Origin of the sequence: Pseudonocardia sp. ICBG1034, from assembly GCF_020131375.1 — a bacterium.
GTDB lineage: Bacteria > Actinomycetota > Actinomycetes > Mycobacteriales > Pseudonocardiaceae > Pseudonocardia > Pseudonocardia alni.
The window spans coordinates 932,158-958,733 of sequence record NZ_JAHLEK010000023.1; the positions used below are offsets into that span (position 1 = coordinate 932,158).

Consider the following 26,576-nt stretch of genomic DNA (forward strand, 5'->3'; position numbering starts at 1 on the left):
CGCAGCGCCGCGGATGCGGCGCTACGCCCTTCGAGGGTCGTGCGGAGGCGGCGGATCATCCGCCCAGCCCGAACAGTCCACCACCGGACGGCTCCGGCTCCGGTGCCGGCCGGCTGCCCCGGGCGGCGTCGCCCTCGGGCTGCGGCCCGACCGTGGGAGCCGGTCCGGGTGGCGGCGACCGGTCCGCCGGTCCGGGGTCGGCCACCTGCGGCGGGGGCGCGTCGTCCTCCGGGCTGTTCTGGGTGCCCGGTCGCGGGTACGGGTTGTTGTCGTCCAGCGGCGGGATCTCGTTCAGCGGGACGGGGTTCCCCGCGAACGACTGCGCGTGGAACACCAGCATCACGCGCAGGAGCGTGCCGTTGGCGTCGCCGCGCGACACCGTCTCACCGAAGTTGGTGAAGAACTGGTAGATGTCGCCGCCGTAGGGCTTCAGGTACTCCAGCATCGGGTTGAGCTGGAGCAGGGCGCGGTCGGCCTCGGGCAGCAGGGCACGCAGGTCGTCGGAGAACTGCGGGACCTTGTCCAGGGTGACCGGGGCCTTGCCCAGGGTCGCGTCGAGCGAGGGCAGCAGCCCGCGCAGGTCGCGGGTGGTGGCCGGGAGCTCGTTGAGCGCGGCGCCCAGCGCCGGTGCCGCCCGGTCCAGGTTCGCCGCGACCGGGCCGAGCCCGCCGGCGAGCCGGGACAGGTCGTCGCTGGCGTCGTCGGCCGCCTTCAGCGTCGGCGGCAGCTCCCGGATGGTGTTCTCCAGGTCGGTGCGGCTGTTCGCGGTGACCTCGGTGACCAGGTTGGCGTCGGTCACCAGGTCGGCGATGCGACCGCGCTGGATGTCCAGTGCGGCGAGCACCGCGGCGGTGTTCTGCGAGAGCTGCTCCAGGTCCTTCGACTGCGCGGCGAGCGCGTCGAGGGCGGTGCCGCCCTCGCGGCCCAGCCGGCCGAGGCCGGCCAGGGCCCCGTCGACGCCGGCCTGGGAGTCCTTCGTGGCCGCACCCAGCGACTGCAGGGTGGAGGCCAGCGCGACGCGGCGGTCCTCGGGCAGGGTCCGGATCAGGTCGTCGAGCAGCACCGCCGACTGGACGGCGCCGTCCGGGAGCCGGCTGCCGTCGGGCAGCTCGGTACCGCGGCCGTCGACGAGGGACACGTAGGTCTCCTCGACCAGGGTCTTCGAGTTGATCCGGCCGGTGACGCCCTCGTGCAGCGGGATGGCGTTCTCGTCGGTCATGTTGAGGACCACCTCGGCGCGCCCCTCCGGGGTCGCCTCGACGGTCAGGACCTTGCCGACCTTCACCCCGTTGAGGGTGACGTCGGACTGCGGGACCAGGTTGTTGACCTTGTCGACGTGGAACGCCGTCGTGTACTGCTCCTGGGTGTATCCGGGCACGTAGCCGCCGACCGAGGTCCAGAAGAACAGGAACACGAACGCCGACGCCGCGGTGAAGGCGAGCAGGATCGTCGTCCTGATCGCGGGGAGCGCGGAATGGGGGATCTTCATCCGGGGGTCACCTCCTTACCGGGGCGTCTGGGTGAGCTCGTCGGCGCCGGGCGCCGGGATGGTGGTCGGGCCGAACTGGAGCAGACCGCGGAGGATGCCGCCGTTGGCATCGCGCAGGCTGGTGACCGACGACGTCTGGTAGACGAAGGCGTTCAGGTCCGGCAGGTACTGCTGGAGGCCCGCGGTGACCGGGTCGAGCCGGCCGGAGATCTCCTTCAGCGCGGGCAGCGTGCCGTTCAGGTCGTTCACGAACGGACGCAGGTCCGCCGCGACCGGCTTCAGCTTCTGCGCGACCGGGCGGGCCTTGTCGACGGTGGTGTCGAGCGTGTCGACGGTGTCGGTCAGCCGGTCCAGGGCGTCGGGCAGCTGCTCGGAGGCGGCCAGGACGTTGTCCAGGGTCGGGTCGAGCTGGTCGGACAGCTGCTGGACGTTGCCGGTGGCCGCACCCAGGTTGTCGACGACGCCGGGCAGCTGGTTCAGCGAGTCCCGCAGGGCCTGGCTCTGCGCGGACACCGTCCTCAGCGTGGTCGACAGCGAGTTCGCCAGGGTGGTGAGGCGCTTCTCGTCGCCGCCGACGGCGGTGGACAGCCGGCCGATCGAGGTGACGAGGCGGGCGAGGTTGTCGCGGCGCCGGTCGAGCTGGTCGACGACCGGCTTGAGCCGGTCGACCACCTCGGTGGTGGCACGCACGCCCTGCGGGAGGTCCTGCGGCGCCGTCGCCAGCGCGACGTCCGAGGCCTCCAGCAGTGACTGCACCGCGGCCAGCGCGTTCTGGTCCAGGTGGGCCAGCGCCGCGTCGATCTGCACCGGCGGCTTGGCGTTGGCGACGGGCAGCACGCCGTAGTCGTCGAGGACCCTGCCCGCCGGGGTGCCGGGGTCCATCTCGATGTACATCTCGTTGAGCGGGCTCTTCGGCCGCAGGACCACGGTGGCGTTGTCGTAGACGGGGCCGTCGTAGTCGTTGCGGTCGATCGCCAGCAGCACCCGGGCGGTGCCCTCCGGCGTCAGCTCCGAGGAGCGGATGTCGCCGACCGGGACGCCGGACATCCGGACCTCCTGGCCGCGGCCCGGGGCGAGCGCCGGGGTCTCGGAGAAGGTCGCGTAGACCATCGTCTCGTTCGCCCAGGGGGCCACGAACCGCTGCTGGGACAGGATGTAGCCCCCGCAGACGAGCCCGAGCACCATCACCACGCCGAGGGCGATGACGTTGCGGCCCAGCCCCGGCTCGTTCCGGACGCGGTCCAGACCGGAGCGCACCCGGGCGGTGAAGCCCCGCGGGGTCTCCGGTGCAGGTGTGGGAGTTGCCGCCATCATCGACCACCCGTCCCGTGGAAGATCTGCTGGAACATGTTCTCCAGGCTCACCGAGCCCAGGCCGGGCACGGTGCCGAGCCCCGGACCGGGGTGGAAGGACACCGCGTGCCCGTTGGGGTCGACGTAGGCGCCGGTCTTGTTCAGGTTCGAGAACATGTGGCCGACCTCGTCCTTGAGCGGGACACCGCGGCTGTCGACCGCGGAGAAGGGGCCCTCCCCGACGAACGGGGTGTTCAGCGAGTCCAGGACCGGACCGTTGAGTCGCTCCAGCGGAGCGGGCAGGTCGTCGAAGACCCGGGTGGCGCCCTCGCTGGCCGGGATCAGGCCCTCGACCAGCGGCCGGGTGTCGACCAGCGCGGCGCGCAGGTCGGACACCAGCGGACGGGCGTCGGCCAGCACCGGCTCGGCGCGGCCCAGGAACCCGTCGAGCTCCTGGACCGCCGGCCGGGCCGGGGCGGCGGTGTCGCGCAGCTTGTCCAGCGACACGTTCAGCCGCTTCAGGCCGGCGTCGGTGGTGTCGAGGACGCCGGGCAGCCGGTTGATCGCGTCCGCGACCGGGCCGGAGGTCTCGGCCATGACCTGCGTGGTGTCCTGCAGGTTCGCGACGATCCCGTCCAGTTGGCCGGGCTCGCGGTTGAGCGTGCCGGTGGTCCGCTGCAGGCCCCGCACGACGTCGGTCAGGTCCTTCTCCGGCTGGGTGCCGCGCAGGGACTCGATGACCCCGGCGCCCGGGCCGAGGGTCCCCGGCGCCACGGCGAGCAGCTCGTGCAGCGCCTCGTTGCCGCCGGCGTTGCCGAGGGTCTCGTCGAACTGGGTGACCGCGGTCTTCGCGCCCTCCAGGGCGTCGGGCTGCAGGCGCTCGGCGACGTCGTCGACCTCGGTGGGCAGCCGGGTGCGGTCCACCGGGATCTGCTGGGTCCACTCCGCGGTGCGGTCACCGCCGGGGACGATGTCGATGTAGAACAGGCCGGACAGCAGGGTCGTGGGCCGCAGGCGCGCCGACGGCTGGTCGCCGACGGTGTCCACGACCTCCGGGTCGACCACGACGGTCACGATCGCACCGCCGTCGGGGGCCGGGTCGACCGAGCTGACGACACCGGAGTCGACACCGGCGACCTTCGCCTTCGACGCGTCCTCGAACAGGAACTGGTTCGCGGCGAAGTGGATGGTGCGGGTCTGCGACCCGGTCAGCTTCATCAGCAGCGTCGTGACCTGCGGCTTGAACAGCCCGAGGACCAGTGCCAGCAGCATCAGGCCGATGACGGCGAGCGCGGCCACCCAGAGCGGGAGGCGGCGCCGCAGCCGCGGCGTGGCGGTGGTGCCCTGTGCGGGGGCGCTCATCAGTTACCTCCGAGAAGGCCGCCGCCGGCGGCGCTGTCGCCCTGGCCGGGCTGCTCCTGGGGGGTCCGGTTGGACGGGCCCGGGGCGGGCAGCAGGCCGAGCGAGGCGTCGTTGGGTGCCTGGCCGGGGGCCGGGTAGGGGTCGCCCGCCCGCGTCGGGTCGGGCAGACCCGCCGCACCGGCGAAGGACTCCGGCCGGACCATCAGCGTGAACCGCAGGTGGTGGCCGGCGGCGTCACCGTCGGACAGCGCGAAGCTGGCGTTGGTGAACCACTGCGCGATCTCCGGCGAGTAGGGCGCCAGCACCTGCAGCGGGGTGTTCGCGAAGCCGACTCCCTGGGTCACCTTCGGCGCGACGGGGCGCGCGTCGGCGACGGCGGGGGTCAGCGAGCCGAGCGCGGGCTCGGCCGAGTCGGAGACACCGGGCAGCTTGTCCAGCGGCTGCGGGGCCTCGACCAGCACGCCCCGCAGGTCCGGGGTGGCGTCGCCGAGCGAGCGGGCACCGGTCTGCAGCTGCGTCATCGCCGAGTTCGTCGACGCGAGCGGCTGCTGCAGGTCCTCCAGGGCCTTGCGGGCGGCGGGCAGCGCCTCGGGGGCGATGTCGAGGGTGTCCCCGAGCGCCTTGCCCTTGTCCGCGTCGATCGCCGCGAACGTGGTGTCGAGCCGGCCGACCAGCGAGGAGATCTCCTGCTCGCGGCCCTGGAAGCGGGACGACAGGCTCTCAAGGGACTGGAGCAAGCCGGTCAGGTCGCGGCCGCCGTCGACCGACAGCGACCGGGCGGTCGTGCCGAGCGAGGGCAGGATCTGCGGACCGGCCTTCGCCACGTCCGCCACGTCCTGGCCGTGTCCGGCGGCGCCGTTGCCGAGCTGCTGGAGGGCACCGCGGGTGGCGTCCTGGGTGGCCGGGTCGAAGACCTCGGCCAGGTCCAGCAGCTGCACCGCGCCGCGGGAGCGCTGGACCGGCAGGACGTCGTCCTCGCCGAGGAGGCCGGCCTGCTCGTGCCCGATGTCGAGGTCCAGGTACTGCTGGCCGAGACCGGACCGGCCGGTCACCGCGGCCGAGCCGTCCTTGAAGACCTCGGTCGCGGCGTCGTCGAGCTGCATCCGGACCTGCGGGACGCCGTCGGCGACGGTGATGTCGTCGACGCGCCCGACGCGGACCTGGCCGACCCGGACGTCGTTGCCGACGGCGAGGTCACCGGTGTCCGACACCGCGGCGGTGCGGAACTCGTGCTGGGCGAAGGGCAGCCCCTTCTGGGCGTTCAGCGCGACGTAGAGGAAGAACCCGGCCGCGACGAACATCAGCAGGCCGATCAGGCCGGACCGGAAGCGCGCGCCGCGCTTGGGCTTGGCACTCGCCATCACTGGCCTCCCAGCAGTGTTCCGAGCGCGCCCTGCTCCTGCTCGGGGCTGAGCCCGGTGGCGCTGCTCTCGGGGGTGGGCTGGCTCTGCAGCAGGGTGTTGGAGTCCTGACCCGGCTGGGCCGCGGTCCCCGGTCCCGGCTGGGACGGGGCGGGCTCGTTCACCTGCTGGTTCGGGGTGGCGTCCGGGGCGGGCGCGGGCGCCGTGTCCGGCAGCCCGCCCGGCACGAAGCCGGTGACCGGGTCGCCGTTGAGCACGTAGCTGGCCCGGAAGTAGTGGGACAGCCCGTCCTTCTCGTTGGTGGTCAGCGCCCAGTTCCGGATGAAGCCGAGGACGTTGCCGAGGTTGCCGTCGAGGTCACGCACGATCGGCTCGGCGCCGGTGACGGTGCGCTGCAGGTCCGGGCCCGCGGCCCGGAGCTCCGCGGCGACCGGCTGCGCCTGGTCGAGCAGCTCGCTCGCCCGGTCCAGGACCGGGTCGGCCGAGGCCAGCGCCGGGTCCGCCGAGTCGGCGAAGCGCTGCAGCTCGCGGCTGATGTCCACCAGGTTGTCGGTGGTCGGCCGCAGGTTGCCCAGGGTGACCGCGGTGGACTGCGCCGTGCCGGCGAGCTCGCCGAGGGTGGCGCGGGCCGCGGCCAGGGTGCCGGGGAGCTCCTGCAGGGTGCCGCGCAGCTGCGCGTCGCGGGCGGCGGTGGTGTCGAGCAGCGACGTGGTCGAGGCGACCAGGCCGTCGAGCCGCCTGCCCTGGTCGACGGCGAGTGCGCCGGTGACCGGCTCGACCTGGTCGATGACCCGGCCGAGCAGCTCGTTCTGGTCGGACAGGACGCCGACGAGCTGGTTGGTGTCCTTCATGGCCGGGGCGAGCGCGGCGAGGGTCTTCCGGATGTTCTCGCCGTTGTTCTGCGTGCCCTGGCCGAGCGTGGTGACCAGCGCGGCCAGCGCGCCGGCCGTCGGGTCGTCCAGGGTGTCGAGGATGTTCTGCAGGTCGGCCTCCTGGCCGGTCCGCTCGACACCGATCGGCGTGTTCATCGGCAGCTCGGGCGAGCCCGGGGTGCCGGTGTTCAGGTTTAGGAAGCGCTCACCGAGCAGCGAGACCGGGGCGACGGTCACCTTCGCGTCGGAGTGGATCGGCAGGGCACGCGCGTCGACGCGCAGCGGGACCTCGGCGACCTTGCGCTGCGGGTCGAACTGCAGCTGGCCCACCTCGCCGACCGTGACGCCGTTGATCTTGACCTGCTGGCCGGCGAGGATCGGGCTGACGTCGGCGAACTCCGCGATCACGATCCGGCCGGACTCGGCGTTCGAGATGCCGGCCGCGGCGCCGGTGCCCGCGAGGAGCGCGACGAGGCCGACGGCGAGGATCCGCCAGCGGGAGAAGCCCAGGGTCGAGCTCATCGCGGGCCCTCCCCGCTGGCGTCACCGAGCTGCGGCAGGAGCGGCGCGCCCGGGTTCTGCTCGCCGTTGCCGGAGGTCTCGTCGGCCGAGCCGGGGGCCGGGTTCGGGTTGGGAACGATCCCCGGCGGCGTGACGCCCGGCGGGTAGATGACCGGCGTGGCGGGGCCGGCCTGCGCGAAGATCCGCATGTAACGGCCGTTCGAGTCGAAGTTCTGGGCGGCGGAGCCCCACGTGGACAGGAACCCGACGACCTCGGGGGTGTAGGGGCGCAGCGCCTCGAGCACCGGCGCGTAGCCGCCTGCGGTCTCGGCGAGACCCGGCAGCGCGCGGTTCGAGGAGTCGAGCAGGCCGGGGGTGCGGTCGAGCAGTGCCGACGCCGCCTCGAGGGTGGGCTTGAGGTCGGCGACCAGCGGCCGCAGGTCCTGCAGCAGCGGGGCGAGCTGCTCGGACACGCCGGGCAGCTTCTCCGTCGCCGGGCGCAGGTCCTCCAGCAGCGGCAGGGCCTCGTCGGTGACGCCGGGGACCTTGTTCAGGGTGCCCTGCGCGGTGCGCAGCGTCGGGGGCAGCTTGGCCAGCGCGGCGCGCAGCTGCTCGCGCTGGGCGGCCGTCGCGCGGGCGCTGGTGCCGAGCTCGTCGACGACGGCGCCGAGGTCCTGCTGTCGCTTCGCCAGGGTGTCGACGGTGCCGTTCAGGTCCGTGACCAGCTTGGAGATCGCGGGACCGTCGGTGCCGATGCCGCGCAGCACGTTGCCGACCGCGGCGAGCGCGGGCCCGGCGGTGTTCACGGTGGCGTTGAGGTCCTGCTCGTGCCCGGTGACGGTGTTCTGCAGGGTCCCGACCAGGCTGGTCAGGCGCGCCCGGGTGGGCTCGTCAAGAGCGGCGAGCACGTCGGCGACCTCGGTCGGCTTCGGGAAGTCGCCCTGCACCATGCCGCCGCTGGGGATCTCGGCGTAGTCCTTGGGGCCGTCCTGCACGAACAGCAGGCGCTCACCGACGACGGCCTTCCACTGGACGTGGACGAACGCGCCGGCGTGCAGCGGGGCGAGACCGTCGTCGACGGTGAACTCGACGACCGCGTGGCCCTCCTCGGGCCGGACGGAGGAGATCTTGCCGGCCTGGAAGCCGTCGATGTAGATCGGCGCACCGGGGATGAGGTTCGGGTTGCCTGCCGGCAGGACGGCGCTGACCGTGTAGGGCTGCGTGCCGCCGACGGCGACGAACACACCCCCGATCACGAGCAGCGCCACCACACCGGCGGCGAGCTTGCCCAGGATTCCGCTCATCGCTCAGTCCATCCCGAGGGGTCCGGCGGACTGCCCCGCGAGGAACTGCTTGACGAACGGGTCCTGGTGCTCGAACGCCTCGTGCGCCGGTCCGTAGTGGACGACCTCGCCCTTCCAGATCAGGCCGACGTAGTCGCTGACCTTGCGGGCGGTCTTGATGTCGTGCGTGACCAGCAGGTACGTGCCGCCGTGCTGGTTGTGGACGTCCATGATGATGTCGCAGAGCAGCGAGGTGCGGACCGGGTCGAGACCGGAGTCCGGCTCGTCGAACAGCACGATGTCGGGGTTCATCACCAGCGCGCGGGCGAAGCCGGCGCGCTTCTTCATGCCGCCGGAGACCTCGTTCGGCGCCTTGTGCGCGGCCTTGGCCAGACCGACCTCGTCGAGCGCGGTCATGACCGTCTTCTCGACCTCCTTCTCCGACATCCGCGTGTGCTTGCGGAGCGGGAAGGCGACGTTGTCGTAGAGGTTCATCGAGCCGAACAGCGCGCCGTCCTGCCAGCAGACGCCGAACCGGGTCCGCATGTCGTAGCGCTCGTTCTCGCTCATCGACCAGATGTCGACGCCGCCCACGTAGACCGCGCCGCGGTCCGGGGCGAGCAGGCCGACCAGGTGCTTGATCAGCACCGACTTGCCGGTACCGGACGGCCCCAGCACGGTGGTGATGGCGTCGTGCTGGAAGTTGAAGTTGATGTTCTTGAGGATCTGGGTGCTGCCGAACGACTTGGCGAGCCCCTCGACCTGCAGGATCGGGTCGGTCCCGTACCGGAACTCCCGGGTCTCGGTCGACCAGCCGGGGCCACGGGTGGCCGTGGCCTGGGTCCCCCCGTCGTGGACGGGTGGAATCTGCTGGGTGGGGTACTCGGAGCCCGATGGCGTGTGCCGCGGCTGGTTCGGCGAGGTCACTGATCCTCCTGGACGACCTGGCGCGTGCCGGCGCGGGGGAGCCGGCACGCGGATCACGTGCTGCGGGAGCGGTCCCCGGAGGCTTCCGGGGACCGTGGACGCGGCGTACGCGTCCTGCGGTGGTGCGGGGAACGAGCACTGCGATCCGGGGAGCGGGCGCGGTGCGATGGACCGGGCGGCGGGGAGCGACGTCCGGTCCGTGGCCGGCTGGGGAGGGCCGGGCCGTGGCGGGGGCTTCGTCGGGGGCGGGGGTGTCGTCGGAGTGCGGGGCTCCGGGGCCCGGCCGCAGGGGATGTGGCGGCGCGGGCCCCGGAGGGACTCAGTTGGCGATCGGGGAGTTCGTGTCGAGCCCCCAGAAGGCCAGGGTGCCGATCGCGCCGATCGCGGAGATCAGCACCAGGTTGATGATCATCGACTTGGCGGTGGCGCGGCCCACGCCGACCGGGCCACCGGTGGCGTTGTAGCCGTAGTAGAGGCCCACCCCGACGATGACGATGGACTCGACCATGACCTTGGTGAGGGCGGCGACCATGTCGTAGGGGCTCTGGTAGAGCCAGAACAGGTACAGGAACCCGCCGGGTGAGACGCCGCCCAGGTTCACCACCGTGACCAGGTACATGGCCAGGTAGAGGATGGCCAGACCGACGAAGTACATGAACGGCACGGCGATCACGGTGGCCGCGATCCGGGTCCCGACCAGGAAGGACTTGGACTTGATGCCCATGACCTCCATGGCGTCGATCTCGTCGGAGATCCGCATGGAACCGATCTCGGCGACATAGCCGCAGCCGACCTTGGCCGCGAGGATCCAGCCCCACATGTACGGCGACAGCTCGCGCAGTCCGCAGTAGGCGTCGAACACCGCGGAGTACAGCGGGGCGCCGATCTGCTTGAGCGTGTAGCTGGCCTCCAGGCCGCACTGCCCGCCCATGATGAACATCATGAACCAGATGATCAGCGCGGAGCTGAAGATCAGGATGCCCGCCTGGCGGAACACCTCGGGCACGTAGCGGCGGAACATGTCCGGGAAGTCCCGGACGACGTCGGCGGTGAACCGGCCGATGTCACCGGCCTCGTTCAGGCCGGTCTTCAGCTTTCCCGTGATGGAGGAGAAGCTGACGTCCACGCCCTGCTTCTCAGGTGCCCGGAGCTCGGGCTCCTCGGATCCGCGGCCGGAGCCACGGTCGTCGAGCTGTGTCATGTCCTCTCCTCCCTACTTGTAGACGCTCATCTGCGGGTTCAGGCCGAGCATGGTCAGCGTGAACACGAAGTTGATGACCCAGACGCCGGCGAACGAGATGACGACCGCCTGGTTGACCGCCTTGCCCACGCCGATCGGTCCGCCCTTGGCGTTGAGACCGATGTAGCAGCAGACGACACCGATGATCAGGCCGTAGAGGGCGCACTTCGCGACGCTGCCCCAGAGGTCGACCGTGTTGAGCAGGTCGAACAGAGAGCCGTAGTAGCCGGCGTAACTGGCGTCGAAGATCGGGCCGGCCGCGACGTAGCCGCTGACCAGGCCGACGACCAGCGCCAGGATGTCCAGGACGGCGGTCATGATCGTGCAGGCCAGCACCCGCGGCAGCACCAGGGTTCGGATCGGGTCGACGCCGAGGACCTCCATGGCGTCGATCTCGTCACGGATACGGCGGGCGCCGAGGTCGGCGGTGATGGCCGTACCGACGACACCCGCGACGACCATCCCGTTGATGAACGGGGCGAACTCGCGGACCGACGCGAACTCGAAGAACGCGCCGAGCCGGTAGGGGATGCCGAAGGTGTAGAAGATCGCCCCACCGGTCAGACCGGGGGCACCGAACCCGAACCCGAACGCCGCGAGGGACATCGGGAGCCAGGTGAGCTTGAGGATGTCGAAGCACTGGTCTCGGGTATCGGCCCAGAAGCCGACGGGCTTGCGGACGGCGAGGACGAACACCTTGACCATCAGCTGCCACATCTCGCCGGCCATCACGAACGGGTCGGCGACCTTCCTGAGCACGCCCGACCCGCCGGAACCCGCCGTCCTGCGCGGTACCTCGACGGTCTCGTCGGGCGTCTGGGTGAGGGTCCCAGGCGTGGTCATAACTCTCCTTCGAGTGCGGGCCGGAAACAGTCCGGGTCCACCGATCGGAAGTGTCGCTCCGCAGGAGAGGGGGTCACACCTCCCGTGGGGGGCGGATCACCCTCCCCCTGGGGGGGTATCGGTGGTATCAGCGACCGGCTCAGCGGTGTGCTCCGTACGGAGTGCCCTGCGCTGGGCCCGACGCTGGATCAGCAGCACCGTGCCGAGGACGAGCGCGGCCGACAGGGCTCCCGCCCCGAGGCCGCCGAGCAGTGCCCCGGCCACCGGGTGGACGCCGGTCAGCAGGGGAAGCGCGACGGCGCCGGCCACCACCAGGACGGTGGCGGTCAGCGCGTCGCGGACCGGCCAGGTCGGCGCACGCCAGACCCGGACCAGCCCGATCAGCCCGGTCACCCCCGCGGTCAGCAGGGAACAGCCGAGCAGGTGCACCACCACGGGGTCGCGGAGTACCGGGGAGGTACCCCCCACGGGGGTGGGAACGAGGGCCTCGGGCGGACCGAGGCGGTCGAGGGCGCGGACGAGACGGTCCTCCGTCGGCGCGGGACCGGCGATGCGTGCCACCTCGCTCCAGACGTGCGAGCGCAGGTCCTGGCGGGCGGTGAACGACAGGTGCCGGGCGGCGACGTCGAGCCGGTGCAGGTACTCCCGCAGGGGGGTGGGCAGCGCGCCCCGCGACACCCGGGCGCCGGCGGTCACCGGTACCCGGCCGGACCGGCGGCACCCCGCCCGGAGCGGTCGTGCTCGGCACGCAGCCAGTGCGAGACGGCCTCGGCCCGGTTGGCCGCGCCGAGCTTGCGCAGGATGTGCTTGACGTGCGACTTCACCGTGCCCTCGGAGATCACCAGGCGGCCGGCGATGCGGGCGTTGGTGTCGCCGGTGGCCATCAGCCGCAGGACCTCGACCTCGCGGCGGGTGAGCGACGGGTCGACCGGCGCGGAGCGCAGGAAGCCGTCGACGACGCTGCGCTGCGGGCCGGTGTGCGTGACCGGGGCGCCCTCGGTGACCCGGCCGTTCTCGCCGTGGCCCCACCAGCCGTCGCCGAGGTCGCCCTCGCGGGCGTCGGTGACGCGGCGGGCGAGCCGGTCGACGTCCGCCCGGATCTGGTCCATCTCGTCGAGGACCATCGTGCGGGACAGGGCCTGGCCGAGCCCCTGGGCGTAGAGGGTGAGCAGGTGGCGGTCGAGCGGGTCGACGTTGCGCTGCTGGTAGTAGCAGTCGGCGTGCACGAACCCGGCGACGACGCCGTGCACCACGATCGGCGCGGCGCAGTAGCTGCGCGACATCGAGGCGTCGGCGATCGGCCGGTTCACCCCGGGACGCTCCTGCACCTCGTCGACCAGCAGGGAGGTGCGCCGGCGGACCATCTCGGACTCGACGATCCGGCCGTCGAGGGTCTGCGGGTGGGTGCGGCCCATCGCGAGGATCTCCTCGGCCCAGGCCGGGTCGCGCTCGACGTGCACGCGCTCGGGGATCCAGAGGGAGTCGGCCACACGCGAGACGATCGAGCGGTCGAAGCCGAGACCGCAGGCGGTCGAGGCGGCGGTGTCGAGCAGGGCGGTGCTGGTGCGGGCCTCGCCGAGCTGCGCGAGTGCGGCACGGACGCGCTGCAGGGCGCGGTCCTGGTGGGCGAGCTGGTCGAGCAGGAGCTGCTCGTCGATCTCCTTGACCTCGCCGAGCATGCTCACCAGCTCCGGCGACGGCGCCGTGCCGGAGCCGAGCGAGGACATGGCCTCGGACCACACCGACCGCAGCACCGCGCGGGCCGACCCGAGGTCGACGACGTGCTCGGGGTGCGGGAGGCGGCCGTCGTCGAGGAGGCGGCGGGCGGCCAGCAAAAGGTCCACCACGCGCGACGACTGGGCCCGCGGCATCCGGCGTCCCTGTCCCGGCCAACGGTCGCCGGAGTCACAGCGGCGCATGTAGGCCACACGGCTCGTGCTCTCGCCCATACCGTTCCTCCTCCTCGTCGAGGTGGCATCGACCGGACGTCGCCGTCGGGTGCGGTGCTTACCCGTGCAACGAGACGGCAACGGCCTGGATGCGAGCGTCCGCACCCGCAGCCCGACTCCACTTCCGGTCACGCATGACGGTTTCAGAATGCGACGCGGGTCACGTGTCGAGCAAATCCGCGCGGCCCGCGCCACCCGAATACCCAGGTGGATGCCACTTCCGGCCGCATCATCCGGTCACGGCGGGTGGAAAAACCGAACGCTCGGACTGTTTCTCGGAGCGCCGTGCGCCACGCCGGTCGTACCCGGCAGGTTCACCCTGTCGGGGTAGACGAGGCGGGGCCAACCGGGCCGGGCCCGCCCGGCCGCCGCACCGGTGAGCCCCGGGGGGCGCGGCCCGCCCGTGCTGGAATGGCGGAGTGAGCACCGGCCGCACCTACGCGGGCGCGTCCGCGTCGGACCGCGCCGAGGACCGTCGCCGCCGGCTGCTCGACGCGGGACTGCAGGTGCTCGGGACCGACGGCTACCGGGCGGCCACCGTGCGCCGGATCTGCCGGGAGGCGCGCGTCGCCGACCGGTACTTCTACGAGTGCTTCGACGGCACCGAGGCGCTGCTGCTCGCCGTCTACGCCGAGTGCACCGCCCGCCTCCGCGACGCGGTGCCCCCCGCACTGGCCGCGGCGCCCGGCACCGACCCGCTCACGCTGGCCCGGGCCGGCCTCGACGCGTTCCTGCGCGTGGTGGAGGACGACCCGCGGCTCGCCCGGGTGGTCTGGTTCGAGGTGCTCGGCGTGAGCACCGAGGTCGAGCAGACCTCGCTGGAGACCATGTCCGGCTTCGGGCGGCTGCTCCTGGCGCTCACCGCGGACCACGCCGCCCCCTCCCCCGCCGACGTCACCGCCACCCGGCTGCGCGCCGACGCCGTCATCGGCGGGATCAGCCACGTCGTCATGACCTGGACGGTGAGCGGGTTCGACCCGCCCCGTGACCGGGTCACGGACGCGCTCGCCCTCTTCCTCGTGGGCGGCACCGGCCTGGGATGACGCCGGTCACCCCGCCATGTGGAATCGCGCGTCATCAGATTAGGGTCGCCCACCACACCCGCTCGTGAGGAGCCGACGATGAAGTCCTTCACCGGTCGTACCGCCGCGATCACCGGAGCCGGATCCGGCATCGGGCGCGCGCTGGCCCTGCGCCTCGCGGGCGACGGCTGCCACCTCGCCCTGGCCGACCGGGACGCCGCGGGCCTCGCCGAGACCGCCGCGCTCGCCGGGCCGCAGGTACGGGTCACCACCGCCGAGCTCGACGTCGCCGACGAGAAGGCCGTCTACGGCTGGGCCGACGCCGTCGTCGCCGACCACGGCGCCGTCCACATGATCGTCAACAACGCCGGCGTCGCGCTGTCGGGCACCACCGGGGCACTGTCCCTGGAGGACTACCGCTGGATCATGGACATCAACTTCTGGGGCGTGGTCCACGGGACCAAGGCGTTCCTGCCGCACATGGAGACCGCGGGCGCCGGCCACGTGGTCAACCTGTCGAGCATCTTCGGCGTCGCCGCGCAGCCCCTGATGAGCGGCTACAACGCGAGCAAGTACGCGGTCCGCGGGTTCACCGAGTCGCTGCGCCAGGACCTCGAGCTCACCGGGTCCCCGGTGTCCGCGACCTGCGTGCACCCCGGCGGGATCCGCACCAACATCGCGAAGGCCGCCCGGGTCGACGACAGCGTCGCCGCCGCCACCGGCCGCCCGGCCGCCGACGCCACGGCCGAGTTCGAGCGGATGCTCACCACCACCCCGGACCGGGCCGCGAAGACCATCCTGGACGGCGTGCGGCGCAACCAGCGCCGTGTCCTCATCGGACCGGACGCCTGGGCCATCGATTCGATGGTGCGGCTGCTGCCCACCACCTACCAGCGGATCGTCACCGGCGTCGTGCGCTCGCGGCGCGGAAAGGGCTGATCCGGGGCGGAGTCCTCGATAGGGTCGCGGGGCCGGGTGATCCCCGGCACACGACCCGAGGAGCCCACCCATGAGCCCCGAGCAGCCACCCGTCACCGCGTTCGGCCCGGACTTCCCCTTCCCCTACGACGACTGGCTGACCCACCCGGCCGGGCTCGGCCGGGTCCCACCGGACCGGCTGGGGACCGAGGTCGTGGTCGTCGGGGCCGGGATCGCCGGGCTCGTCGCCGCCTACGAGCTGATGCGCATCGGGCTGCGGCCGGTCGTGTACGAGTCCTCCCACCTGGGCGGACGGCTGCGCTCGCAGCCCTTCGAGGGTGCCGACGGGATCGTCGCCGAGCTGGGCGGGATGCGCTTCCCCCGCTCCTCGACGGCGTTCCACCACTACGTCGACCTGCTCGGGCTGCCCACCGTGCCGTTCCCGAACCCGCTGACGGAGGCGGCCGGCAGCACGGTGATCGACCTGCACGGGCGGACGTACTACGGCCGGACCCTGGCCGACCTGCCCCCGTTCTTCACCGAGGTCGCCGACGCCTGGGCGAGCGCACTGGAGGAGGGAGCGGGCTTCACCGACCTGCAGCAGGCGATCCGCGAGCGCGACGTCGGGCGCATCCGGGCGCTGTGGGCGGAGCTCGTCGAGGTCTGGGACGACCGCACCTTCTACGACTTCGTGTCCACCTCGAAGGCGTTCTCCGACCTGTCCTTCGCCCACCGCGAGGCGTTCGGGCAGGTCGGCTTCGGGACCGGCGGCTGGGACTCGGACTTCCCGAACTCGATGCTGGAGATCCTGCGGGTGGTGCTGACCGGCTGCGACGACGACCAGCTGCTCGTCGTCGGCGGGGTGGAGCAGGTGCCGCAGGGGCTGTGGACCCGCACCCCCGGTGACCTGGTGCACTGGCCCGACGGGACCAGCCTGTCGTCGCTGCACGGGGGCGGGACCCGACCGGGCGTCGCGCGGCTGCACCGCCTCGACGCGGACACGATCCGTGTCACCGACGTCTACGGCGGCACCCGCGACGTGTCCGCGGTGCTCACCACCTGCCAGAGCTGGCTGCTGTCCACCCAGATCGACACCGACGAGTCGCTGTTCGGCCAGGAGGTGTGGATGGCCCTGGACCGCACCCGCTACATGCAGTCGACCAAGACGTTCGTGATGGTGGACCGGCCGTTCTGGCACGACGTCGACCCGGCGACCGGGCGCGAGGTCATGTCCACGACGCTGACCGACCGGCTCACCCGCAGCACGTACCTGTTCGACAACGGGCCGGACCGGCCCGGGGTGATCTGCCTGTCGTACTCGTGGATGAGCGACTCGCTGAAGATGCTGCCGTACCCGGTCGAGAAGCGGGTCGAGCTGGCGCTGGGCGCGCTGCGCAAGATCTACCCGACCGTCGACGTCGGGGCGCACGTCATCGGCGACCCGATCACCGTGACCTGGGAGTCCGACCCGCACAGCCTCGGTGCGTTCAAGGGCGCCCTGCCCGGGCACTACCGCTACAACCGGCGGATGTACTGCCACTTCGTGCAGGACGACCTGCCCGCCGCCGAGCGCGGGATCTTCATGGCGGGCGACGACGTGTCGTGGACCCCGGCCTGGGCGGAGGGCGCGGTGCAGACCGCGCTGAACGCGGTCTGGGGGATCGTCGCGCACCTGGGCGGGTCCACCCCGCCGGACAACCCCGGCCCCGGGGACCGGTTCGCCGAGCTCGCGCCGCCCGCGCTCCCGGACTGATGCGCGTCGGGCTGCTGCAGACCGTCTCCCGGCCGCACGACGTGGCCGGGAACCTCGCCCGGCTCGCCGAGGCGTGCGCCGCCGCGGACGCGGACCTGCTCGTCACCCCGGAGATGTTCCTGACCGGCTACGACATCGGCGCCGATGCGGTCGCCGCGCTCGCCGAGCCGGCCGACGGGCCGTCGGCGGACGCCGTCGCCGCGATCGCCAGGACGTCGGGGACGGCGGTGCTCTACGGCTACCCGGAGCGCCACGGCGGACGGGTCGCCAACGCCGTCGCACTGGTCGGGCCGGACGGGACCCGGCTCGCCGGGTACCGCAAGACGCACCTGTTCGGCGCGCTCGACCGGGCTTGCTTCACCGCCTCGGACACCCCGCCCGCCGTCGTGACCTGGAACGGCTGGGGGCTGGGCCTGCTGGTCTGCTACGACGTCGAGTTCCCCGAGACCGTCCGCGCGCTGGCGCTGGCCGGCGCCGACGCAGTGCTGGTCCCGACTGCGAACATGCTCCCCTACGACCACGTGCCGCGGGTGCTCGTCCCGGCCAGGGCGTGGGAGAACCAGGTGTACGTGGCCTACGCCAACTGGTGCGGCACCGAGGGGTCGCTGACCTACGGCGGGCTGTCCTGCGTCGCCGGGCCGGACGGCGCCGTGGTGCGGGCCGGCCGCGACCCGGAGCTGCTGGTGGCCGAGCTCGACCGGTCCGCGCTGGCGGTGTCGCGGCGGGCGAACCCCTACCTGGCCGACCGCCGTCCCGACCTCTACGGCTGAGGGGCCGGCCGGGGGCCCGCCAGCAGGATCCACTCCAGGCACCCGCCGGGCCCGGGGGCGAGCACCTCGACCCGGTGGGCGTGCCCGCCCGCCACGTGCACGACCTCGTCCGCGGCGAGCTCCACCGACGGCCCGCCTGCCTCGACGCCCACCCGGGCCCGGCCGGCGAGGACGACGAGCAGCCGGTCGCACGGCGCGGCCGGGGCGTGCCACGCCCCGGCACCGGGGGCGAGCGCGAACCGTTCCAGGGCGAGGTCGCCGTAGCCGTCGTCGCGGCCGACCAGCAGCTGGCGCGACACCGGGCCCGGTTCCGGCGCCGGACGGTGCGCGGCCGCCGGGGTCGTGCCGATCGTCGCGGTCATGGCCTGCCTCCACTCATCTGAGCGGTCTCAACACCGTCGAGTACACGGCCGCGGGTACGGAAGGTCAACATCACCGGCCGATGCGCACGCTATGGTGCTCAGATGAGCGGTGGTGACGACGCACCCGCCTGGGGCCCGGCCCGCCGGGTGCTCGCGGCCGAGGTGGCCGAGCAGGTACTGCTGCACGGGCGGTCCCGGATCGCGGTCGGCACCGAACTGGGGCTCAGCCGGTTCCAGGTGGCCCGTCTGCTGGACGCGGCCCGCGAGCGGGGACTGGTCCGGGTCGACATCGACCCGGGCGCGGACGTCGACGCGCGGCGCTCGTCCGCCGTCCGCGCCGCCCACGGGCTGCGCCGGGCCCTGGTCGCCCGGGACGACGGCGGGGTGCCCGCGCTCGCCGCCGCGCTGCTCGCCGAGACCGTCGGCACCGGCGACGTCCTGGGCCTGGCCTGGTCCCGGACGGTCAACGACGTCGTCGGGCTCCTCCCCCGGCTCGCGCGCTGCACGGTCGTGCAGCTGTGCGGCGCCTACTCGCTGCCGTGGCGGCGCGACGGCTCGGCCACCGCGGTGTTCCGGGCCGCCGCGCTGTGCGGCGGCGACGCCTACCCGGTGTACGCGCCCCTGCTGCTGCCCGACGCCGACACCGCCCGCGCGGTGCGGGCCCAGCCGGGCGTCGCCGACGCGCTGGCCCGCTGCGCCGCACTGGACACCGCGGTCGTCGGGATCGGGGCGTGGCGGGCCGGGCACTCCACCGTGCACGACGTGCTGACCGCCCCCGAGCGACGGCGGCTGGCCGCGGGCGGCGCGGTCGGCGAGGTCGTCGGGCTGCTGGTCGACCGCGCCGGCCGGGTCCTCGACAGCGGTCCGGCGCACCAGCTCGTCGCGGCCGGGGAGGCGGACCTGCGCTCCGCGGGCGACGTGATCGCCCTGGTCAGGGACCCGGAGCGAGCCGACGCCACCCGCGCCGTGCTGCGCTCGGGCCTGGTCCACACCCTGGTCTGCGACGCGGCGACGGCCGACGCCCTGCTCGCAGTGGACAATGGGTGATACCTGCTCAGCATCACATGATGCCGTAGTGGTGTTGGACCGGTATCGGTTCGGGTTCCTACCGTCTCCGGCAACCCCGCCGGAGGAGGACACCGATGTCTGAGAGCGACCTGGCCACGAGTGCCGAGAGGAGCCCGGCCCGCACGGCCGGACGGCGCGTCCCGACCCGTTTCCTCGTGCTCGGGCTCATCTTCATCATCACGGCGATCAACTACGCCGACCGCAGCAGCCTGTCGATCACCGGCAGCAGCATGCAGGACGAGCTCGGCTTCGACTCCGTGCAGCTCGGTTACATCTTCTCCGCATTCAGCTGGGCCTACGTGGTCGGCCAGCTGCCCGGCGGGATCCTGCTGGACCGCTACGGCGCCCGTCGCGTCTACGCCGTCAGCATCGCGCTCTGGACCCTGGTCACCTTCTCGATCGCGTTCGTCGGCCTGGTCAGCATGTCGGTGCTCGCCGTCGTCTCGGTGATCTTCGGGCTGCGGGTGCTGCTCGGCCTGTTCGAGTCCCCCGCGTTCCCCGCCAACGCCCGGGTGGCCACGACCTGGTTCCCGACCGCCGAACGCGGCCGTGCCTCGGCGGTGTTCAACTCCGCCCAGTACTTCGCCACCGCGCTGTTCGCCCCGCTCATGGGCTGGGTGACCTCGGAGTTCGGCTGGCGCTGGGTGTTCGTCGGGCTCGGGGTGCTCGGCTTCGTTCTGGCGCTGCTGTGGTTGCGCTGGATGTTTCCGCCCGCGTCGCACTCGCGGGTCACCCCCGACGAGCTGGACGTCATGCGCGACGGCGGCGCCCTGGTCGACCTCGACCGCGCGACCGGCGACACCTCCCCGCCCGCCCGCTCGGCTCTGAGCCCGGCCACCATCCGGGAGATCTTCTCCTCGCGGGCGCTGTGGGGCGTCTACGTCATGCAGTACGCGGTCAACGCTTTGACCTACTTCTTCATCACCTGGTTCCCGGTCTACCTGATCCAGGGCCGCGGGCTGTCGCTGCTGGAGGTCGGGTTCGTCGCCGCACTGCCCGCGCTCTGCGGGCTGCTGGGCGGGCTCGCCGGCGGGTTCCTCTCCGACGGCATGCTCCGCCGCGGCTGGTCACTGTCGGTGGCCCGGAAGCTGCCCTCGGCCGTCGGCATGGTGCTGGCCACCGCGATCGCGCTGTGCAGCCTCACCGACAGCACCGTGGTGATCGTCGCCCTGATGACGCTGGCGTTCTTCGGCAAGGGCCTGGGCGCGCTCGGCTGGGCGATCACCACCGACATCGCACCCCGGGAGGCGTCGAGTTTCGTGGGCTCGACGATGAACGCCTTCGGCAACATCGCCGGGATCGTGACCCCGATCGTCATCGGCTACACCGTCCACACCACCGGCTCGTTCGACATCGCACTGTGGTTCGTCGCCGCGCACGGGGTGATCGCGCTGGCCGGGCTGGCCCTCATGGGCACGATCCGGCGCATCCGGCTCACCACCGTCTGATCGCGTCCACCCCGTCCGACCGCAGGCACCTCGGGCCCCGGCACCGTCCGGGGCCCGATTCCTGTTCCACGGACCGCGACGCGGCCGTTGATAGCTTCGGGGCATGGCCTTCACCCTGGAGCAGCTGCGCGGCTTCGCGACCGTCGCCGACGAGCTGCACTTCGGGCGGGCGGCGGCGCGCCTGCAGATGACCCAGCCGCCGCTGAGCCGACAGATCCAGAAGCTGGAGCGGATCGTCGGCGCCCAGCTGCTCGCACGGGACAACCGCAGCGTCACCCTGACCCCGGCCGGGGCCGCGTTCCTCACCGAGGCCCGCAGGCTGCTCGCCCTCGCCGAGGCCGCACCGGGCCTGGCGCGACGGGTGTCGTCGGGATCGGCCGGGCTGCTGCGCATCTCCTTCACCGCCGCGTCGGCGTTCGGCGGGCTCGGTGCGCTGCTCAACGCGCTGTCCGGGCGCCTGCCGGACGTCGAGCTGGTCCTGTCCGAACGGGTCACCCGCGACCAGGTCGCGGCCCTGCAGAACGAGGAGATCGACCTCGGGATGGGCCGCCCGCCCGTCGACGCCGAGGTGTTCGACTCGCGGTTGCTGTCCCGCGAGGCGGTGCTCGTCGCGCTCCCGGCAGGACACCGGTTGCTGGCGGCCGGACGGCCGCTGACCGCCTCCGACCTCGCCGGGGAGCCGGTGATCATGCACTCGCCGCTGGAGGCCCGGTACTTCTACGACCTGGTCGTGCGGCTGGTGGACCTCGACCACCAGAACGTCGTGCACACCGTCAGCCAGATCCTCACGATGCTGTGGCTGGTCGAGGCCGGGCGCGGGCTGGCCTTCGTCCCGGCGTCGGCGCGGCGGCTCGGCATCGCCGGCATCGGGTTCGCCGAGCTGGCCGTCCCTGCCGACCTGCCCGCCGACCCGGTCGAGCTGCACCTCATCTGGCGGCGCGACGCCCGCAACCCGGCCCTGTGGTCGGCGCTGCGTGTGCTCGACGATGCCTCTGCAGCATCACACGATGCCTAAGCGATCCTGTACAGGCATCACGGAACGTTCCTAGCGTGGGTCCCGCCGTTCCGCGTCGCCGCCATCGCGACGCGGCCGCCGAGACACGAGGACGAACCACCGTGGCGACGATGCACCCCGACGAGCTGGCCGGCCGCCTGGCCGCCGGCCTGCTGTCCTTCCCCGTGACCCACTTCGACGACGACCTCGCCGTCGACGAGGAGCGCTACCGCGCCCACCTGGACTGGCAGGCCGGGTACGACGTGGCGGGCCTGTTCGCCGCGGGCGGCACCGGCGAGGGCTTCTCCCTCACCCCGGCCGAGATCGACCGTGTGGTGCGGATCGCCGTCGACGAGGTCGGCGGCCGGGTGCCGGTGCTGGCGCCCGCCACCGGGGGCACCGCCGCGGCGGTCGCCCAGGCCCGGGCCGCCGAGGCCGCCGGGGCCGACGGGCTGCTGCTGCTGCCGCCGTACCTGACCGAGGCCTCACAGGAGGGGCTGGCCGCGCACGTCGACGCCGTCTGCGCCGCCACCGGCCTGGGCGTGATCGCCTACAGCCGGGCCAACGCGGTACTGGAGGACGTCACCGTCGCCCGGATCGCCGATCACAACCCGAACCTGGTCGGGCTCAAGGACGGCGTCGGCGACATCGAGCGGATGACCCGCACCTACGCCCGGCTCGGCGAGCGCCTGATCTACATCGGCGGGCTCCCCACCGCCGAGACCTTCGCGCTGCCGCTGCTGCAGCTCGGCGTGTCGACCTATTCCTCGGCGTTGTTCAACTTCCTCCCCGGGTTCGCCCTGCGGTTCTTCGCCGCGGTGCGCGCACAGGACCGGCCCGAGGTCTACCGCCTCCTCAACGAGTTCGTGCTGCCCTACACCGGGATCCGGGACCGTCGGAAGGGCTACGCGGTGTCGATCGTCAAGGCCGGGCTGAGCGCCGTCGGCCGTGACGGAGGGCGCGTGCGCCCCCCGCTGACCGACCTCACCCCGGCCGAGCGCGACGAGCTCGCCGCCCTGATCGAGAAGGTCGCGCCGGTCGCGGCCGCCGCCTGAGTACCACCCGCACAGTTCGCGAAGGAGCAACCGTGTCCGCAAGCCTCGCCCTGCCCACCTCCGCCCCGGCCGTCCTCGACCGGATCTCCTCGGTGACCCTGTCCTCGGTCACGCTGCCGCTGCCCAACCCGATCTCCGACGCCAAGGTGTTCACCGGGCGGCAGCGCCCGATGACCGAGGTCGCGTTCTTGTTCGCCGAGATCCGCACCGAGGCCGGCCACCAGGGCATCGGGTTCAGCTACTCCAAGCGCGCCGGCGGCCCGGCCCAGTTCGCCCACGCCCGCGAGATCGCCCCCGACCTGATCGGCGAGGACCCCAGCGACATCGGCCGGATCTGGACCCGGCTGGTGTGGTCCGGCGCGTCGGTCGGGCGCAGCGGCGCCGCGACCCAGGCGCTGGCCGCGATCGACGTCGCACTGTGGGACCTCAAGGCCAAGCGCGCCGGCCTGCCCCTGGCGAAGCTGCTCGGCGCCCACCGCGATTCGGTGCGCTGCTACAACACCTCCGGCGGCTTCCTGCACGAGACGGTCGAGCAGGTCAAGGACAACGCCACCCGGACCCTCGACGCGGGCATCGGCGGCATCAAGATCAAGGTCGGGCTGCCCGACACCGCGGAGGACCTGCGTCGCGTCGCCGCCGTCCGCGAGCACCTCGGAGACGGCGTCCCGCTCATGGTCGACGCCAACCAGCAGTGGGACCGCCCGACCGCGATGCGCGTCGGCCGGGCTCTCGAGGAGTTCGGCCTGGTCTGGATCGAGGAGCCGCTCGACGCCTACGACGCCGAGGGCCACGCCGCGCTGGCCGCGTCGCTCGACACCGCGATCGCCTCCGGCGAGATGCTGACCAGCGTCGACGAACACGTCCGGCTGATCGACACGCGCGCCGTGGACATCCTGCAGCCCGACGCCCCGCGGATCGGCGGCATCACCCAGTTCCTGCGGCTGGCGACGCTCGCCGAGCACCGCAACCTGCAGCTCGCCCCGCACTTCGCGATGGAGATCCACCTGCACCTCGCCGCGGCGTACCCGCACGAGCCGTGGGTGGAGCACTTCGACTGGCTGTACCCGCTGTTCGAGGAGCGCCTGGAGATCCGTGACGGCCGGATGTACGTCTCCGACCGGCCCGGCCTGGGCGTCACCCCGAGCCCGAAGCTGCGCGAGTGGACCGTCGACAGCGTGACCGTCGACGCCCCGCGCTGAACCACGCCCCGCACCCCGTGGAGGAGGAACACCCCATGACCGACGTCGTGAGCGTCGACCCGCGGACCGGCGACCCGGTCGAGGTCGTCGCGCAGGAGACCACCCCCGCCGAGGTCGACGCCCTGTGCGCCGCGGCCGCCGCGGCCGCACCCGGGCTGGAGGCGCTCGGTCGCGACGGCCGAGCCGACCTGCTCGACACCCTCGCCGACGCGCTGGAGACGCGGCGGAGCGACGTCGTCGCCGTCGCGGACCGGGAGACGGGGCTGGGGCCGGCCCGGTTGAACGGCGAGCTGACCCGGACCTGCTTCCAGCTGCGGCTGTTCGGCGAGGTGCTGCGCGAGGGCTCCTACGTGGAGGCGACCGTCGACCACGCCGGGGACACCCCGATGGGGCCGCGACCGGACCTACGCCGGATGCTCGTCCCGCTCGGCCCGGTCGCGGTGTTCGGGGCGAGCAACTTCCCCCTCGCCTTCTCGGTGCCCGGCGGGGACACCGCCGCGGCGCTCGCCGTGGGCTGCCCGGTCGTGGTCAAGGCGCACGGCTCGCACCCGGCGACGTCCGAGCTGGTCGCGGAGGTCCTGACCACCGCCGCGTCGAAGGCGGGCGCCCCGGACGGCACGATCGGTCTGGTCCACGGTCTCGCCGCCGGTGCCGCACTGGTCGCCGCGCCGCAGATCCGGGCGGTCGGGTTCACCGGCTCGCCCGCGGGCGCGACGGCGCTGATGGAGATCATCGACCGCCGGCCCGAGCCGATCCCTTTCTTCGGTGAGCTGGCCGGGTTGAACCCGGTCGTCGTCACCCCGGCCGCCGCGGCCGAGCGGGGCGCCGACCTGGGCGCCGGACTGGTCGGGTCGTTCACCCTGGGCGGTGGCCAGTTCTGCACCAAGCCCGGGCTGACCCTGCTCCCCGCCGGGCCGGACGGCGACACCGTTCTCGACGCGATGGCCGCGGCCGTGCGGGACGCGCCCACCCCGGTCCTGCTGAACGAGGGCATCGCCGGGAACTACCGCGGCATCTCGGCCCGCCTGCGCGCGCTGCCCGGGGTCTCGACGATCGCCGAGGGCGCGGACGACACCTCCGGCGGGTTCACCGCCGCGCCGCTGTTGCTCGCCGCGGACGGGCTGCAGGACGGCCTGACCGACGAGTGCTTCGGGCCGCTCGGCGTCGTCGTCCGCTACGACGACGAGGCCGCGCTGTCCGCCCTGCTGGCGGAGCTGCCGTCGTCGCTGACCGCGACCGTGCTGTGCGGGGCGGGCGAGACGGAGCTGCCCGGCGCCGTCGCGGCGGCGCTGCGGCCGCGGGCCGGCCGGATCCTCTTCGACGCCTTCCCGACCGGGGTGGCGGTGTCCTGGGCGCAGACCCACGGCGGGCCGTGGCCCTCGACGAACACCCAGCACACCTCCGTCGGGCCGACCGCGGTCCGGCGCTTCCTGCGCCCGGTGACCTGGCAGGACGCACCGGCCGAGCTGCTGCCGCCGGAGCTCGCCGACGGGCCCGCCGGGATCCCCCGCCGGGTCGACGGCGCGCTGGTGCTGCCGTGAGCACCGGACCGACGATCGCGTCCGTGCGGGCCGTCCCGGTCGCCGGGCACGACAGCATGCTGCTGAACCTGAGCGGCGCGCACGGTCCGTTCTTCACCCGCACCGTGGTGGTCGTCACCGACTCCGACGGCCGCACCGGCCTCGGCGAGGTCCCCGGCGGCGAGGCGATCCGGGCGACCGTCGAGGAGGCGGCCGCGCTGCTGGTCGGCGCGCCGGTCGCCCGGTACGGGTCGCTGCTGCACGCCGTCGCGGGCCGGTTCGCCGGCCGCGACGCCGGTGGGCGCGGCCCGCAGACCTTCGACCAGCGGGTCACCGTGCACGCGGTGACCGCGCTGGAGTCCGCGCTGCTCGACCTGCACGGCCGGTACCTCGGCGTGCCGGTCTGCGAGCTGCTGGGCGAGGGCCGCCGCCGCGACGACGTCCCGGTCCTCGGCTACCTCTTCTACCTCGGCGACCGCACCCGCACCGACCTCCCCTACGACGACGGCGCCGCCGCCGACCGGTGGGAGTCCCTGCGCCGGGAGGAGGCGCTCGACCCGGCCGCGGTCGTCGCGCTCGCCGAGGCCGCGCAGGAGCGCTACGGCTTCGCCGACTTCAAGCTGAAGGGCGGCGTACTCGCGCCGGAGGAGGAGCTGGCCGCGGTCCGCGCGCTCGCCGACCGCTTCCCCGACGCCCGGATCACCCTGGACCCCAACGGCGGCTGGTCGCTCGACACCGCCGTCCGGCTGCTCCGCGACGCGCACGAGGTGCTGGCCTACGCCGAGGACCCGTGCGGCGCCGAGGGCGGGTACTCCGGCCGGGAGGTGCTGGCCGAGTTCCGCAGGCGCACCGGGCTCCCGACGGCGACGAACATGGTCGCCACCGACCCGCGGCAGCTCGCGCACGCGGTGCGGGAGCACGCCGTCGACATCCCGCTGGCCGATCCGCACTTCTGGACGATGCGCGGCTCGGTCCGCGTCGCCGGGCTGTGCAAGGATTTCGGGCTGACCTGGGGTTCGCACTCCAACAGCCACTTCGACATCTCGCTGGCGATGTTCGCCCACGTCGGCGCGGCCGCGCCCGGGGAGATCACCGCGCTGGACACGCACTGGATCTGGCAGGACGGGCAGGCGCTGACGACCGCGCCGTTGCGGATCGAGGGCGGCCGGATCGCCGTGCCGGACAGCCCGGGGCTCGGCGTCACCCTCGACGAGGACGCGCTGGCCGCTGGGCACCGGCGCTACCTCGACCACGGGCTCGGCGCCCGCGACGACGCCGCCGCGATGCAGTACCTCGTGCCGGGATGGACGTTCGACCCGAGCACGCCCTGCCTGATGCGGTGAGCTGC

The 26,576-nt window shown here is 73.1% G+C and carries 23 protein-coding genes; 11 read left to right on the forward strand and 12 right to left on the reverse strand.

Annotation, left to right across the window (positions count from 1 at the left end; genetic code table 11):
• Positions 1-55: 55 nt before the first annotated feature.
• The 11 genes from KPF22_RS28845 to KPF22_RS28895 all read right to left on the reverse strand — a co-directional run bounded on the left by KPF22_RS28845 (position 56) and on the right by KPF22_RS28895 (position 13,119).
• Positions 56-1,489, reverse strand: a complete 1,434-nt coding sequence (locus KPF22_RS28845) for an MlaD family protein (RefSeq protein ID WP_224403875.1) — start codon at positions 1,487-1,489, stop codon at positions 56-58.
• Positions 1,490-1,504: 15 nt separating this feature from the next.
• Positions 1,505-2,803 (reverse strand): MlaD family protein, encoded by a 1,299-nt coding sequence (locus KPF22_RS28850; RefSeq protein WP_224403876.1) that lies wholly within the window; start codon positions 2,801-2,803, stop codon positions 1,505-1,507.
• The gene (locus KPF22_RS28855) at positions 2,800-4,143 is read right to left on the reverse strand and encodes an MlaD family protein (protein WP_224403877.1); all 1,344 of its coding nucleotides are present in this window, start codon (positions 4,141-4,143) and stop codon (positions 2,800-2,802) included. Before KPF22_RS28855 ends, KPF22_RS28850 begins: the two co-directional genes overlap by 4 nt.
• The gene (locus KPF22_RS28860; protein WP_224403878.1) at positions 4,143-5,504 is read right to left on the reverse strand and encodes an MlaD family protein; all 1,362 of its coding nucleotides are present in this window, start codon (positions 5,502-5,504) and stop codon (positions 4,143-4,145) included. The genes KPF22_RS28855 and KPF22_RS28860 overlap by 1 nt, the downstream gene beginning before the upstream one ends.
• Positions 5,504-6,898 (reverse strand): MlaD family protein, encoded by a 1,395-nt coding sequence (locus KPF22_RS28865; RefSeq protein WP_224403879.1) that lies wholly within the window; start codon positions 6,896-6,898, stop codon positions 5,504-5,506. The genes KPF22_RS28860 and KPF22_RS28865 overlap by 1 nt, the downstream gene beginning before the upstream one ends.
• Complete coding sequence (locus KPF22_RS28870; protein WP_208823845.1) at positions 6,895-8,181, reverse strand: MlaD family protein; 1,287 nt, start codon at positions 8,179-8,181, stop codon at positions 6,895-6,897. Before KPF22_RS28870 ends, KPF22_RS28865 begins: the two co-directional genes overlap by 4 nt.
• A 3-nt stretch (positions 8,182-8,184) precedes the next feature.
• Complete coding sequence (locus KPF22_RS28875) at positions 8,185-8,931, reverse strand: ABC transporter ATP-binding protein (protein ID WP_051050105.1); 747 nt, start codon at positions 8,929-8,931, stop codon at positions 8,185-8,187.
• A gap of 475 nt (positions 8,932-9,406) precedes the next feature.
• Positions 9,407-10,288, reverse strand: coding sequence for an ABC transporter permease (locus tag KPF22_RS28880; protein ID WP_208818623.1), 882 nt, complete (start codon positions 10,286-10,288; stop codon positions 9,407-9,409).
• Positions 10,289-10,300: 12 nt separating this feature from the next.
• Positions 10,301-11,170, reverse strand: a complete 870-nt coding sequence (locus KPF22_RS28885) for an ABC transporter permease (protein ID WP_224403880.1) — start codon at positions 11,168-11,170, stop codon at positions 10,301-10,303.
• Between the two features lie 96 nt (positions 11,171-11,266).
• Entirely contained in the window at positions 11,267-11,866 is a 600-nt protein-coding gene (locus tag KPF22_RS28890) for a hypothetical protein (protein ID WP_208818624.1), read from the reverse strand.
• On the reverse strand, positions 11,863-13,119 hold the full coding sequence (locus KPF22_RS28895; RefSeq protein WP_224403881.1) for a LuxR C-terminal-related transcriptional regulator: 1,257 nt from the start codon (positions 13,117-13,119) through the stop codon (positions 11,863-11,865). Before KPF22_RS28895 ends, KPF22_RS28890 begins: the two co-directional genes overlap by 4 nt.
• 419 nt (positions 13,120-13,538) lie before the next feature.
• Between KPF22_RS28895 and KPF22_RS28900 the strand changes: the two genes are divergently transcribed.
• From KPF22_RS28900 to KPF22_RS28915, 4 genes are all read left to right on the forward strand, one after another.
• Positions 13,539-14,162 (forward strand): TetR/AcrR family transcriptional regulator, encoded by a 624-nt coding sequence (locus tag KPF22_RS28900; RefSeq protein ID WP_224403882.1) that lies wholly within the window; start codon positions 13,539-13,541, stop codon positions 14,160-14,162.
• 78 nt (positions 14,163-14,240) lie between these two features.
• Positions 14,241-15,080: an SDR family oxidoreductase gene (locus KPF22_RS28905; RefSeq protein WP_208818626.1), complete on the forward strand. Its 840-nt coding sequence runs from the start codon at positions 14,241-14,243 to the stop codon at positions 15,078-15,080.
• A gap of 70 nt (positions 15,081-15,150) precedes the next feature.
• Positions 15,151-16,812, forward strand: a complete 1,662-nt coding sequence (locus KPF22_RS28910; protein WP_224403883.1) for an NAD(P)/FAD-dependent oxidoreductase — start codon at positions 15,151-15,153, stop codon at positions 16,810-16,812.
• Positions 16,812-17,582, forward strand: a complete 771-nt coding sequence (locus tag KPF22_RS28915) for a carbon-nitrogen hydrolase family protein (RefSeq protein ID WP_224403884.1) — start codon at positions 16,812-16,814, stop codon at positions 17,580-17,582. The genes KPF22_RS28910 and KPF22_RS28915 overlap by 1 nt, the downstream gene beginning before the upstream one ends.
• On the opposite strand, the gene KPF22_RS28920 is transcribed toward KPF22_RS28915, so the two are convergent.
• The gene (locus tag KPF22_RS28920) at positions 17,573-17,944 is read right to left on the reverse strand and encodes a hypothetical protein (protein ID WP_224403885.1); all 372 of its coding nucleotides are present in this window, start codon (positions 17,942-17,944) and stop codon (positions 17,573-17,575) included. The two genes, KPF22_RS28915 and KPF22_RS28920, sit on opposite strands and share 10 nt — an antisense overlap.
• Positions 17,945-18,046: 102 nt before the next feature.
• Between KPF22_RS28920 and KPF22_RS28925 the strand changes: the two genes are divergently transcribed.
• The 7 genes from KPF22_RS28925 (at position 18,047) to KPF22_RS28955 (ending at position 26,571) form a co-directional block, all read left to right on the forward strand.
• Positions 18,047-18,991, forward strand: coding sequence for a sugar-binding transcriptional regulator (locus KPF22_RS28925; protein ID WP_208818630.1), 945 nt, complete (start codon positions 18,047-18,049; stop codon positions 18,989-18,991).
• 95 nt (positions 18,992-19,086) lie between these two features.
• On the forward strand, positions 19,087-20,460 hold the full coding sequence (locus KPF22_RS28930) for an MFS transporter (protein ID WP_208818631.1): 1,374 nt from the start codon (positions 19,087-19,089) through the stop codon (positions 20,458-20,460).
• 103 nt (positions 20,461-20,563) lie between these two features.
• Positions 20,564-21,475, forward strand: coding sequence for a LysR substrate-binding domain-containing protein (locus KPF22_RS28935; protein ID WP_208818632.1), 912 nt, complete (start codon positions 20,564-20,566; stop codon positions 21,473-21,475).
• Between the two features lie 101 nt (positions 21,476-21,576).
• Positions 21,577-22,509 (forward strand): 5-dehydro-4-deoxyglucarate dehydratase, encoded by a 933-nt coding sequence (gene kdgD / locus KPF22_RS28940; RefSeq protein WP_208818633.1) that lies wholly within the window; start codon positions 21,577-21,579, stop codon positions 22,507-22,509.
• Positions 22,510-22,541: 32 nt separating this feature from the next.
• Complete coding sequence (locus tag KPF22_RS28945) at positions 22,542-23,708, forward strand: mandelate racemase/muconate lactonizing enzyme family protein (RefSeq protein ID WP_224403886.1); 1,167 nt, start codon at positions 22,542-22,544, stop codon at positions 23,706-23,708.
• 35 nt (positions 23,709-23,743) lie between these two features.
• Entirely contained in the window at positions 23,744-25,249 is a 1,506-nt protein-coding gene (locus tag KPF22_RS28950) for an aldehyde dehydrogenase (NADP(+)) (RefSeq protein ID WP_224403887.1), read from the forward strand.
• The gene (locus KPF22_RS28955) at positions 25,246-26,571 is read left to right on the forward strand and encodes an enolase C-terminal domain-like protein (protein ID WP_308010482.1); all 1,326 of its coding nucleotides are present in this window, start codon (positions 25,246-25,248) and stop codon (positions 26,569-26,571) included. Before KPF22_RS28950 ends, KPF22_RS28955 begins: the two co-directional genes overlap by 4 nt.
• Positions 26,572-26,576: the final 5 nt, after the last annotated feature.